Annotated in this window: 12 protein-coding genes and 1 pseudogene; 12 read left to right on the top strand and 1 reads right to left on the bottom strand. The window is 65.7% G+C overall.

The features are described from left to right. The first annotated feature begins 38 nt into the window (after nt 1-38). The 11 genes and pseudogenes from ACOGJC_RS17950 to ACOGJC_RS17900 all read left to right on the top strand — a co-directional run bounded on the left by ACOGJC_RS17950 (nt 39) and on the right by ACOGJC_RS17900 (nt 10,084). Nucleotides 39-233, top strand: coding sequence for a hypothetical protein (locus ACOGJC_RS17950; protein WP_419846357.1), 195 nt, complete (start codon nt 39-41; stop codon nt 231-233). Beyond that, nucleotides 217-561 (top strand): type II toxin-antitoxin system PemK/MazF family toxin, encoded by a 345-nt coding sequence (locus ACOGJC_RS17945; protein WP_419846356.1) that lies wholly within the window; start codon nt 217-219, stop codon nt 559-561. The genes ACOGJC_RS17950 and ACOGJC_RS17945 overlap by 17 nt, the downstream gene beginning before the upstream one ends. Nucleotides 562-691: 130 nt before the next feature. Then, nucleotides 692-945, top strand: a pseudogene (locus tag ACOGJC_RS17940) (catalase-peroxidase); the annotation flags it as partial. A 192-nt stretch (nt 946-1,137) separates the two neighbouring features. After that, entirely contained in the window at nt 1,138-2,175 is a 1,038-nt protein-coding gene (locus tag ACOGJC_RS17935; protein ID WP_419846355.1) for a LacI family DNA-binding transcriptional regulator, read from the top strand. Further along, nucleotides 2,168-3,451, top strand: a complete 1,284-nt coding sequence (gene hisD / locus ACOGJC_RS17930; RefSeq protein WP_419846354.1) for a histidinol dehydrogenase — start codon at nt 2,168-2,170, stop codon at nt 3,449-3,451. The genes ACOGJC_RS17935 and hisD overlap by 8 nt, the downstream gene beginning before the upstream one ends. 96 nt (nt 3,452-3,547) lie before the next feature. After that, on the top strand, nt 3,548-4,414 hold the full coding sequence (locus tag ACOGJC_RS17925; RefSeq protein ID WP_419846353.1) for a carbohydrate ABC transporter permease: 867 nt from the start codon (nt 3,548-3,550) through the stop codon (nt 4,412-4,414). Nucleotide 4,415: 1 nt separating this feature from the next. Next, nucleotides 4,416-5,645 (top strand): carbohydrate ABC transporter permease, encoded by a 1,230-nt coding sequence (locus tag ACOGJC_RS17920; protein ID WP_419846352.1) that lies wholly within the window; start codon nt 4,416-4,418, stop codon nt 5,643-5,645. 2 nt (nt 5,646-5,647) lie between these two features. Next, nucleotides 5,648-6,685 (top strand): ester cyclase, encoded by a 1,038-nt coding sequence (locus ACOGJC_RS17915; RefSeq protein ID WP_419846351.1) that lies wholly within the window; start codon nt 5,648-5,650, stop codon nt 6,683-6,685. A gap of 100 nt (nt 6,686-6,785) precedes the next feature. Beyond that, nucleotides 6,786-7,964 carry an ABC transporter ATP-binding protein gene (locus ACOGJC_RS17910; RefSeq protein ID WP_419846350.1) on the top strand — a complete coding sequence of 393 codons (1,179 nt, stop codon included), beginning with the start codon at nt 6,786-6,788 and terminating at the stop codon, nt 7,962-7,964. A 9-nt stretch (nt 7,965-7,973) separates the two neighbouring features. Beyond that, complete coding sequence (locus ACOGJC_RS17905) at nt 7,974-9,116, top strand: cobalamin-independent methionine synthase II family protein (protein ID WP_419846349.1); 1,143 nt, start codon at nt 7,974-7,976, stop codon at nt 9,114-9,116. A gap of 5 nt (nt 9,117-9,121) precedes the next feature. Then, the gene (locus ACOGJC_RS17900) at nt 9,122-10,084 is read left to right on the top strand and encodes an ester cyclase (RefSeq protein WP_419846348.1); all 963 of its coding nucleotides are present in this window, start codon (nt 9,122-9,124) and stop codon (nt 10,082-10,084) included. Nucleotides 10,085-10,153: 69 nt separating this feature from the next. Here ACOGJC_RS17900 and ACOGJC_RS17895 read toward each other — a convergent pair whose 3' ends face one another. Next, nucleotides 10,154-10,612 carry a MarR family winged helix-turn-helix transcriptional regulator gene (locus ACOGJC_RS17895; protein WP_419846347.1) on the bottom strand — a complete coding sequence of 153 codons (459 nt, stop codon included), beginning with the start codon at nt 10,610-10,612 and terminating at the stop codon, nt 10,154-10,156. 156 nt (nt 10,613-10,768) lie between these two features. On the opposite strand from ACOGJC_RS17895, the gene ACOGJC_RS17890 reads away from it, so the two are divergent. Continuing rightward, nucleotides 10,769-12,262 carry an ABC transporter substrate-binding protein gene (locus ACOGJC_RS17890; RefSeq protein ID WP_419846346.1) on the top strand — a complete coding sequence of 498 codons (1,494 nt, stop codon included), beginning with the start codon at nt 10,769-10,771 and terminating at the stop codon, nt 12,260-12,262. Nucleotides 12,263-12,368: the final 106 nt, after the last annotated feature.

The raw sequence follows: 12,368 nt of genomic DNA, 5'->3' as shown, positions 1-12,368 counted from the left end.
TGAGCAATTGGTGTATGCATAACTGCTAACATAAATGTATGCAAAGCACCAGCGTGCGAATCGACGCCGCAACGCACCGGGAATTGAAGCAGCTGGCCGCTTCTCTGGGTACAACAGTGGGCGACACGGTTGCTATCGCGGTGCGGCGGTTGCGCCAAGACAAGATCGGCGCTGAGTTGCACGGTGAACTCACTGTTGAAGAGGTCAGTTGGCTTGATGCTGACCTCGGGTGATGTCGTCGACCTAGATCTCGGGACGCCCGCGGGGCGAGAAGCCGGCTTTCGGCATCCCGCGGTTGTGGTGACTGCCCAGCGTGTGCTCGACGCAAACCCGAGCGTTGTCCAAGTCGTGCCGCTGACGACGGCCATTCGAGGATTTGCATCAGAAGTGGAGGTTGAAGCCGATCCCGGCAACGGGCTGGACGATGCCTCAGCCGCCCAGTGCCAGCACATCCGCGCCGTCGCCGCCAGCCGCATCGAGAGCACAAGGGGCAACGTCGGAGGGAATGCGCTGACCCAGATCCGAGAGGTTCTCAGCCTGATCCTCGATATCCCCGGGTAGCACCTTGGGGTGCCGGATTCATAGGGCTCGCATTGGGTTTATTTCCTCACAGCGCAAGAGGAGTTCAAAGCGGAGTTGCGGAACAAGACCATTGTGGTGACGGGGCCGACGGGAATGGTGCGTCCGCCGCTTCACCAACCTGCTCACCATGGACACCGAGTGGCAGGCGTCAATCGACCAGCCCGGCGTCTACGAGGGCAGGGATTGCACCACCGGCGAGCCCGCTGGACGGCCACCGCGGCTGACCTGGTGTTCGGCTCCAACTCGCAGCTTCGGGCCATCGCCGAGGTGTACGGCTGCGACGACGGCGAGGAGAAGTTCGTCAACGACTTCGCCTCAGCCTGGGCCAAAGTCATGAACCTGGATCGGTTCGACCTGACCTGAGCCCAGTAACGGCCAGCCGGCCAGCGGGAACCCCCTCTCCCGCTGGCCGGCAGCTCCGTAGGCTCGCTGGCAATCTCATAGAGCCCAGGGCAACCGGCGCGATCGTTGTGTCTTTCCAGAACCGTTCGGGGTTGACAATGGCTACGTATTCAAACTACGTATTCATAGTCAGAGGGGTAGAGGGAAGGAGCCATGCCACGCCGCGTCACGTCCGTCGATGTCGCCGCTGAAGCCGGGGTCTCACAGGCCACCGTCGCGCGCACCTTCTCCTCGCCCGAGCACGTATCACCCGCCACCCGAGCGAAGGTCGAGGCCGCGGCAGAGACGCTCGGCTACGTGCCGAACGCGATCGCTCGCTCGCTCAAGTCCCAGCGAACCAACATCGTCGGGGCCGTCGTACCAGCCACCGGTGAGTTCTGGCAGAGCGTCATCTCCGCCTTCTCGGCCCAGCTGGCGGCCCGAGGCGAGCAACTGCTCCTGTTCAGCTTCTCCGACGCAGACGACGTCGACGCGGTTCTGGCTTCGGTCGCACAGTATCGGGTCGACGGCCTCGTCCTCGCGTCGGCGCGGATCGGTAGCGGCCAGCTCGTGCGAATGGAGCGAACCGGCCTTCCGCTGGTGGCGTTCAACCAGCCCGCTGCGGCCGGAATTGTGCCGTCGGTGAGTGTCGACAACGAGAGCGGGATGCGCGACCTCGCCGAGCATGTGATCGGCCGAGGCGCGCGAACTGTCCAATACGTCGGTGGCATCTCGTCGGCTTCGACCGATCAGATCCGCTATCGCGGAGCTGCGAGGGCGCTCGGGGAGCACGGAGTGGCGTGTCCATACATCGCGGCCGGGGGATTCGCCTACGACGACGGCTACAAAGCCGCCGCCCGAATCGCCCAGGCGGACGACCTGCCAGACGCCGTGATGGTGGCCGGCGATGAGCTCGCGTTCGGAGTGCTCGATGGACTCGAGTCCGGTGGTATCCGAGTGCCCGACGACCTCATCCTCACCGGCTTCGACGGGCTCCCTCAGGCGAGCTGGGCCGGCTACGACCTCACCACCCTCGTTCAGTCGACCGACGTCCTCGTCGAGAAGGCCGTCAAACTCACCCTCGATCGCCGGGACGGCGATCAGACAGCCCGGAGCGACGACACCTCGGCGCCAGCCGACGTCGTCGTTCCCGGCACCATCCGCATCGGCAAGACCACGACCCCCACCCAAACCCCCAGGAACGATGGCTGAGATCCTCAAGGACGCGAAGAAGAAGGAGGCCCACGGCACCGACCAGGCCCTCGCCGAGCGGGTTCGCTCGATCATCGACGACATCGCCGAGCGCGGTGAGGCCGCGGTACGCGAGTTGTCGGCCCAGTTCGACGACTGGAAGCCCGAGCGGTTCAGGCTCTCGGCGGAACAGATCGAGGAGACCGTGGCGAGCGTCGACCCCGGCACGCTCGACGACATCCGATTCGCCCAGACCCAGATCCGGAACTTCGCCCAGGCCCAGCTTGACTCGATGCTCGAGACCGAGATCGAGACCCTCCCGGGGGTCACCCTCGGCCACAAACACATCCCGGTCCAGAATGTGGGCGCGTACGTACCCGGCGGCCGCTACCCGATGGTGGCCTCGGCACACATGAGCGTCCTTACCGCCAAGGTGGCAGGCGTCCCTCGCGTGGCTGCCTGCACCCCGCCGATCAACGGCGCCGTCCCCGCCGAGACCGTCACCGCCATGCATCTTGCCGGCGCCGACGAGATCTACGTTCTCGGCGGCATCCAGGCCGTCGCCTCCCTCGCTCTGGGCACCGAGTTCGTCGACCCCGTCGACGTTCTGGTCGGGCCGGGCAACGCGTTCGTGGCCGAGGCCAAGCGTCAGCTCTACGGCCGGGTCGGCATCGACCTCCCCGCCGGGCCCACCGAAACGCTCCTGCTCACCGACCACACCGTCGACGCCGAGATGTGTGCGACCGACCTCCTCGGTCAGGCCGAACACGGGCCCACCTCTCCGGCGGTCATGCTCACCACCAGCCGCCAGCTCGGACTCGACACGATGGCCGAGGTCGAACGCCAGCTCCAGACGCTGCCCACGGCCGACATCGCGTCGGTCGCGTGGGACGACTACGGCCGGGTCATCGTCTGCAACTCTCACCAGGAGATGCTCGATCTCGCGAACGAGCTCGCCTTCGAGCACGTGCAGGTGATGACCGACGACGACGACTTCTTCCTCGCGAACATGGTCAACTACGGCGCGCTGTTCCTCGGGCCCATGACCAACGTCAGCTACGGCGACAAGGTCATCGGCACCAACCACACCCTCCCCACCCAGGGTGCTGCTCGCTACACCGGCGGCCTCTGGGTCGGGAAGTTCATCAAGACCGTGACCTACCAGCGGGTCACGGATCCGGCATCGTCCGCCCTGATCGGCGAGTACTGCAGCCGTCTGTGCGCCATCGAGAACTTCTCCGGCCACCAGGCTCAGGCCGACATCCGCGTCGAGCGTTACTCGGGGCAGCCAGCCTGACATGACCACACGCCTCGCGCTCGTCGCCGACCTCCCGTTCACAACCGGGGCGGTGATCCCGGTCGATGGCGGACGGCCCCTGGGAAGGGGGAGTGGATGAACAAACGAACATTCTGGGGGTTCACCGTTCCGAGCGTCGCCGTGATGCTCACACTGATGATCGTCCCGCTGCTCGCAACGATCTGGCTCGGGTTCCAGCGGCTGACGTTGCGCGATCTTCAGAACCCGGTGTTCATCGGGTTCGACAACTATCGCGACATCCTCTCCGACCCGGAGTTCTGGAGCGCGGCTCGCTGGACGATCCTGCTCGTCATCATCGTGGTCCCGCTCCAGTTGGTGCTCGGCTTGACGATCGCGCTCCTCCTCGATCGGGTGAAGCGCGGCCGCTCGATCTACATGGCCGCCCTGCTCATGCCCATGGTCGTCACGCCCGTCGTCGGCTCACTCGTCTACAAAGACCTCTTCGATCGGGGCGGGTTGATCGCATGGATCTGGGAGAGCATCACCGACGATCCTTTCCAGGTCACGTCCAGCAACGTGCGCTGGCTGATCATCATCCAGCTGGTGTGGGCGGTAACACCGTTCGCCTTCATCACCTTCTTCGCTGGCCTCCAGACGCTCCCCCAGGACCGCGTCGAGGCGGCGCAGATCGACGGCGCCGGCTTCTGGCGCCAGCTGTGGCATGTGACCCTGCCGCACCTGCGCACCCTGCTCCTGTTCGTGGCGCTGATCTCGATCATGGACATGTACCGGGTGTACGACCAGGTGTTCGTCTGGACCGGCAACCGGTTCACCGACGCGCACACTCTCGCCGTCTACAACGTCCGCACCGCCACGGCGTTCGACATTGGCCGCCTCGGCAAGGGCAACGCGATGTCGATCCTCACCGTGATCGGCATCTTCGTCGTGCTCATCCCGTTCTTGTATCGCAGCTACAAGGACCAGATCGCGGAGAGGGACTGACATGAAGAAGTCCAACCTGCTCCCGCGGATCGGTCTCCACAGTGTCCTGATCCTGCTGGTCGTCTGGAGTGTCCTGCCGTTCCTGTGGACGATCCAGACCTCGATCAAGTTCACCCGCGACGTGGCCGCCAAGATCCCGGTGCTCTGGGGTTATGAGACCACCGGCAACGCCTACCGCAACTTCTGGCTCGACGAGAAGAAACTCGAGGACAGCCTGTGGCTCGTACTCGGCTTCATCGTGCTGATCGCCGCCATCGCGGCGTTCTTCGGACTCATGTCCAGACGCAACGCCGACGGCCGGCCCTGGCTGCTCGCCTGGATGGGGCTCGTCGGGGTCCATCTGCTCGTGATCGCCGAAAACATCCAGTTCTGGCCCACGTTCTGGTACCTCGCCGTCATGGCGGTCGTCGCATACCTGGCGTACTCGCGCGACTGGCCAGCCAAGAACTGGTTCATTGGCGGCGCGGTGTTCACCCTGTGGTTCGGGCTCTGGCGCTTCCCCCGGGCCTGGGCGACCGAGGACACCTACGACTTCCTGATCAACAGCATCGTCGTCACGGTGCTCACCATGCTTATCTCGCTCTCGATCGGCCTGCTCGCCGGCTACGGCCTCGCCCGGTACTCGGGGATCTCCGGCGCGGTGATCCTCATCGTGGCGCTCGGCTTCCGTGCCCTGCCGCGCACAGCCTTCGTGCTGCCGTACTTCTTCGGTGCGAACCGCATCGACGCATGGCTGCGCGACAAGGGGATCGCCGACTGGGACTTCCCCCTGATCGACTTCCCGTTCATCGACGAGCTGCAGATACTCGACTCGCGAGTCGGCATTGTCCTCGCGCTGGTTGCTGTCAACCAGCCGTTCACGATCTGGATGTTCCGCTCGTTCTTCATGGACGTGCCGAAGGAGCTCGAGGAAGCGGCGATGATGGACGGCGCCACCCGCCTCGAGGCCTTCCGCAAGGTCATCATCCCGGTCATGTGGCCGGCGATCATCGCCACCGGCCTGTTCACCCTGCTGCTCGCCTACAACGAGTACCTGTTCGTCCGAGTGCTCGCCCCGACCGAGTGGACGTTGCCGGTGGCGATCGTGTCGCTCACCGGTGGCGAGAGTTCGAGAACGATCACCGAAGCGGCTGCGGCAGCGGTGTCGATCACCCTGCCGATCGTGATCGTGATCATCCTGTTCCAGAAGCACCTCGTGAAGGGCTTGGGCGCTGGTGCGGTGAAGGGTTAGCCGTGACTGACCTGCAGGCCGCCAAGCGAGTGGTTCTCGACTACTACGCCGACCTGGACGCCCTGAGCGGCGACCAGGACATCGCTGCGGTCCTGCGCAAGCACACCGCCGAGGACTACTCGTGGCGGGGTATGCACCCGTGGCACGAACAGGTGGGAGCCGATGCGGTCGCCGAGACGTTCTGGGTGCCGGTGCAGGAGGCGTTCAGCCCGCTGCAGCGCCGCCCCGACGTCTTCCTCGCCGGCGAGTCCGTGGTCGGCGACACGGCCGATGTGTGGGTCTGTCAGATGGGTCATCTTCTCGGCCTGTTCGACCACCCGTGGCTCGGGATCCCGCCGACCCGCAAGATGGTCTTCGTCCGCTACTCCGAGTTCCACCGGGTCGAAGGCGAGCAGATCGCCGAGACCGCCCTTTTCGTCGACGTGATCAGCGTCATGCGTCAGGCCGGCCACTACCCGTTGCCACCGCAGACCGGCTCGTCGCACATCCATCCCGGCCCCCGGACCCACGACGGCCTGCTATACGAGACCCAGGACGCGGCCGAAGGCGAGGCGACGATCGAGCTCGTCGAGCGCATGGTCGCCGATCTCCTCGAGGCGAACGAGATCGCCAACGAGATCGGCGAAGACCGCATGCCGAGTTCGGTTCTCGCGAATTGCTGGCACGACGACATGATCTGGTCAGGCCCCGAAGGCATCGGCGCGACGTACACGATCGACCGCTACCAGCAACAGCACCAGTACCCGTTCCGCACGAACCTGACCGGCAAGCGGTTCAACGGCCACATCGCCCGGTTCGGCGAGGGCAATTATGCGTGCTTCTTCGGCTGGGCCAACCTCACCAACATCGCCACCGGCGGGTTCATGGGCCTGCCCGGTTCAGGCGTCGACGCCGACATGCGGGTGGTCGACGTGTACCGCCGCGACGGCGATAAGCTCGCCGAGAACTGGGTCTTCATCGACCTGCTCCATTGGCTGGACCTGCAGGGCCTCGACGTGCTGGCCCGCCTGCGGCAGCTCACCGGACAGGAGGAACTCTGATGGCCACCAACGGCTGGGAGGCCTACGACCTTGGCGAGCGCACGCCGCCCGCCCCGCCGCATCTACAACAACAAGATCTCCAGCACCAAGGAGGCCAGTGATGGCTGCTGTCACTCTGGACAAGGTCACCAAGATCTACCCCAACGGCTTCCAGGCCGTCACCGACCTGAGTCTCGAACTCGTCGACGGCGAGTTCCTGGTCCTGGTCGGTCCCTCGGGCTGCGGCAAGTCGACCGCCCTGCGGATGATCGCCGGGCTGGAAGACATCAGTGGTGGTGAGCTGAAGGTCGGCGACCGCCGGGTCAATGAGGTCGAGCCCAAGGATCGCGACATCGCGATGGTGTTCCAGAACTACGCGCTGTACCCGCAGATGACGGTGCGGGAGAACATCGCGTTCCCGCTCAAGCTGCGCAAGGTCGACAAGAGCGACCTCCACCAACAGGTGGAGGAGGCGGCTCAGATCCTCGAGCTCACCGAGCAGCTCGACAAGAAGCCGGCGCAGTTGTCGGGTGGCCAGCGGCAGCGCGTCGCCATGGGTCGTGCGATCGTGCGCCGGCCGGCTCTGTTCTTGATGGACGAGCCGCTGTCGAACCTCGACGCCAAACTCCGAGTTCAGATGCGAGCCGACATCGCCGGGATCCAGCGCGAGCTCGGCGTCACGACCTTCTACGTCACACACGACCAGGTCGAGGCGATGACGATGGGCGACCGCGTTGCCGTGATCAAGGACGGTCACCTCCAGCAGGTCGCCGCCCCCGAGGAGCTCTACGCCGACCCCGACAACGTGTTCGTCGCCGCCTTCATCGGCTCGCCGTCGATGAACCTCTACGAAGGGGTCCTGAGCCAGGACGGCACCAGTGGGGGCTACACCGTGCAGCTCGGCAGCCAGTCCGTCGCCGTGCCCGAGTCGGTGGTGGCCGCCCGTCCGGCGCTCCACGGGTATCTCGGCCAGCCGATCGTCCTCGGCATCCGGCCCGAGGATCTCGAGGATGCTGCGGTCCAGCCGGACCACCCGGCCGATCAGCGCATCTCGGCCACCGTCGACGTCCGCGAGGCGCTCGGTGCGGAGACGCTCATGCACTTCAGCATCGATGCGACCCACGTCGACAGCGGCGATCCCGATGCGCTCGACGAGCTCGGCGACGAGTCGAGTTCGCGGTGCACCGCGCGCTTGAGCCCGCTCTCCGAGGCGCGCTTCGGCGACGCGATCCAGATCAACATCAACGCCGCGAAGTTCCACTTCTTCGACAAGGCGACGCATCTCGCGATACGCGGCTAGACCGAGACGATGGAGCAGAGCACCGAGCGGATCCTCACCACCCACGTCGGTTCCCTTCCGCGCAATCAGGCCGTCACCGATGGCATCTTCGGGATCGAGCAAGGCGCCGACGTCGATCTCGACACTCACGCGGCCAACGTCGCGGCCGCGGTCGACGAGGTGGTGGCGCGCCAGGTGGCGGTCGGCGTCGACGTCGTGAGCGACGGCGAGATGAGCAAGCTCAGTTACGCCACCTACATCAAGGACCGGATCACCGGTTTTGACGGCGACAGCGAACGTCGGGCTCCGGCCGATCTCGAGGAGTTCCCGTCGTTCCTCGAGCGCCAGGCCAAGACCGGCGGCACGCCGACGTACCGGCGCCCCCAGTGTGTCGGGCCGATCACGGTCAAGGACCTGGGTCCCTGCAAGGCCGACATCGCCAACATGGACGCAGCGGTCGCCAAGCACAACCCGGTCCAGGGCTTCATGAACGCGGCGTCCCCTGGCGTGATCGCGCTCTTCCAGCCCGATGCCCACTACGGCGATCACGAGACCTACCTGTACGCGCTCGCCGACGGTATGCGGGCGGAGTACGAGGCGATCACCGGTGCGGGCTACGTGCTGCAGCTCGATTCGCCCGACCTCGGGCTCGGTCGCCATATGATGTTCAAGGGCCAGCCCGACGAGGAGTACGAGCGGCTCGCAAACATCCATGTCGAAGCGCTCAACCATGCCGTCGCCAACATCCCGGCCGAGCTGCTCCGGCTCCACATCTGCTGGGGAAACTACGAGGGCCCCCACACCCACGACGCGCCGATGAGCCAGGTGCTCCCCATCGCGCTCAAGGCCAAGCCGCGGGCATTCCTGTTCGAGGCGGCCAACCCTCGCCACGCCCACGAGTGGAAGACGTTCGCCGAGACCGACATCCCCGAGGACAAGATCCTCATCCCCGGCGTGATCGACACCACGACCCACTTCGTCGAACACCCCGAGCTGATCGCCCAGCGCATCGAGACCTTCGCCCGCATCGTCGGCCGCGAGCGCGTCATGGCAGGCACCGACTGCGGATTCTCGACGTTTGCCGGCTACGCCGGAATCGACCCCGAGATCGCGTACGCCAAGCTCGGCTCGCTGGCCGACGGGGCTCGGATCGCGTCCGAGCGGCTTTGGTAGCCGCCGTGTCACCGAGGGTTGCGGACGTTCAGGCCGCCAAGCAGCTCATCTGGGATGTGTTCACAGGCGTCCATCGCACCGCGCTTCACCCCGACGTCGAGTTCCACGGTCCTGCGCCGATCGGGCGACTCGACGGCGCGGCCGCGGTGCGGGAGACCGTGCATGCGCCGTTGGCCGAAGCGCTGCTCCACCGACGGTGGGAGCCTTATCTCTTCCTGGGTGGCATCTGCAACGGCGACGAAGTGTGGGTCGCCCACACCGGTCACATCACCGGGGTGTTCTCCCACCAGCTGTTCGGAATCCGACCCTCGGGGCGCACGGCGTCGTTGCGCTACGGCGACTTCGCCCGCATCGAGGACGGCAAGATCGTCGAGATCCGGGTCCTGTTCGACATCGTGGGGTTCGCTGCGCAGGCCGGCATACATCTGCTGCCCGAGCCTCCGGCGCGCAACGACCTGCCGCCGGGTCCCATCCTCCGCAACGGTCTCACGCGAGGCGTGAGCGACTTGGCCGAGTCCGAGTTCACACTGCGCCTCGTCGAGGACATGTTGGGTGGCTGCAACCGCCTCAACGGCAGCGATCTCGAGTCGATGGGGATGGCCGCGTACTGGCACGACGACATGGTCTGGCACGGGCCGCACGGGGTCGGCTCGGCGTACGGGTTCGACGAGTTCGAGCGCTTCGCCCAGGGGCCTTCCGTGCGTTCGTTCCCGAACCGGCGGGGCGGGTTCCACGAGGCTCGATTCGCCGACGGCCTCACGTCGGCCTTCACCGGGTGGCCGAGTATGCGGGGCGACTTCACCGGTGAGCCGTTCCGGGGGATCAACCCTACAGGTGGTCCGATCGGCCAGAACATCATGGACTTCTACGTCCGCCGTGGGCCCAAGCTCCACGAGAACTGGGTCCTGATCGACCTGATCGACTTCGCCGCCCAATGCGGCGTCGACTTGCTCGAGAACCTTCCGTGACCGACGGTTCGGTCGCTGCAAAGGAGTTGCTCGCGCCGTGACCGTCCACTGGGCGTGGCTCCAATGAGGTCAGCCGGCCCGCTCGGGTGACGACGCCGCCTCCGGCACGTACTGGGTGAGGTACGGGTGGTCGGTGATGCGGGTGGCGATGCTGGCCAGCGCTCGGGCGAGTTCGGCGGTCTGTTCGGGTCCGTCGAGCGGATCAAGCAGCAGCCGGCGGATGTCCTCGCGGTGCTGATCGGTGACCATGGCGACGACATCGCGGCCCTTGTCGGTGATCGCGATAGTGACTCTCCGGGCGTCGGCCGCTGCGGTCGTGCGGGTGACCTCGCCGGCCTCCTCCCGCTTGCGGAGGCGATGGCTCAGCCGGCTCGGCGTCACCCCGAGGATCTCGGCGAGCTCGCCCGCGCTCATCCGGCCCTCTGGTTCCTCGGCGACCGCAACGAGGATGCTGTAGTCGAGGGCGATCAGCCCGTGGCGTTGAAAGGTGGGCTCGAGTTGGGGCAGACCCTGCCGCGTGAGGATCATCAGTGATCGCCACACGAGCATTTCATCGTTTGTCAGAAGCGGGGAAGTCATACTTGAGTTTTCATTGAACGTTGGAGTAAAGTCAACCCATCGAGTTTCGACTCGGTGGCTTTGCAACGAGCCGGATGGAACGTTGCCAAAGAGAGAGGGAATCCGATGAAGAACAAGAATGCAACCTGGCGAATGCTGGTTGCGCTTCTCCTCGTCCTGGGGCTGATCGCCGCGGCGTGTGGCTCCGATGACGACGAGGACACGAGTACGTCCGACGACGCTGCGCCGGCCTCCGACGACGGTGCTGCCGACGACGAAGGTGATGCCAACGACGGTGCTGCCGACGATGGTGCTGCCGACGACGGTGCCGACGACGACGGTGCCGACGACGACGGCGCGGGTGCCGACGACGGTGATGCCGAAGAGCCCGCAGAGGATGTGGAGCTGGCGCTCATCTCCGACGAGTGTCCCATTCCGAACCCCGAGGATAACGTCGAGATCGACCTGATCGGTTGGGAGTTCCCGATCGTCGTGCAGTACGCCGACGAGCTCGAGGAGTGCGCTGAAGGCAACTACACCTTCAACATCCAGTTCCTCGACTCGGCCCAGGCGACCGAGCAGATGAACCTCGATCTCGCTACCGGCAGTCCAAACTTCGAAATCATCCAGGCCTCGAACAACGTGATCGGCGAGTTGGCCAACCAGGGCTACCTGTACCCGCTGAACGATCTCATCGAGAAGTACCGCGATCAGTTCGACCTCGACCAGGTCGACCCCGCCTTCCTCGAGATGGGTTCGGTCGACGGCAACATCTACACCATCCCGATGGTGTCGAACACGCTGCACACGTTCTACAACCAGGCGATCTTCGACGAGCTCGGCGTCGACGTCCCCGACACGTTCGACGAACTGTTCGACCTGTGCCCGGTCCTGCAGGACGCCGGCTACGACACCGCCTACGGCATGCGGCTCAGCTCGCCGTCGAGCTGGTACATCCACTTCGACAGCGTGATCTCGTCGCTCGGACTCCGGTCGACCAACCCCGACGGCACGACCAACTGGGAGACGCCCGAGGCGCTCGAGGCTGTCAACATCCTCGTCCGCATCCTCGAGGAGTGTTCGCCGCTCAACGGTTCGTACAGCGTCGATGACGTGCAGGCCGGCCTGCAGACCGCCGAGATCCCGCTCGGCTACCTGTGGGCGTCGCGTGCCGGTGCCATGGACGATCCCGAGGCGTCGACTGTGGTCGGCGACATCGCGTTCGCCCCGGCCCTCGGCTCGACCCCTGGTGGTGTCCGGGGCGCTCCGGCATACATCGACGGCTACGCCATCCCGATGAACACCCGGGTCGATCCGGAGCTGATCTTCCTGGCGATCCTCGCGGCCACTGATCTCGAGAGCATGAACGCTGCGGCCGAGTTCGGTCTCGTCACCCGTGCAGATGCCACCAACCCGAACGCGCCGCGCAACGCGCTGGCCGCAGCGACGAGCCTCGTCGAAGGCCGGGGTGCCGACTCGCCGCACCCGGCGGCTGGCATCGCTCGCGCCAAGATCGGCGAAGCGCTCCTCACAATCCTCGACGGCGTGTCGCCCGAAGACGCTCTCGCAGCGGCTCAGGCGGCGTACATCGCGGAGGCCACCGAACAGGGTCTGCTCTGATCCCCCTGCCTCCCCGGGCAGGTAGGCACCGCCCGGGGAGGCCACTCCTCCTCAGCCGCCCTCGGCCCGGCGCGAGCGGCTGAGGAGGAGTGCGACACCTTGACGA

Source organism: Candidatus Poriferisocius sp. (assembly GCF_965204015.1).
Classification (GTDB): domain Bacteria; phylum Actinomycetota; class Acidimicrobiia; order Acidimicrobiales; family Bin134; genus Poriferisocius.
The sequence above is the reverse complement of the archived record's forward strand: the minus strand, read 5'-3'. Positions and strand labels throughout refer to the sequence as shown.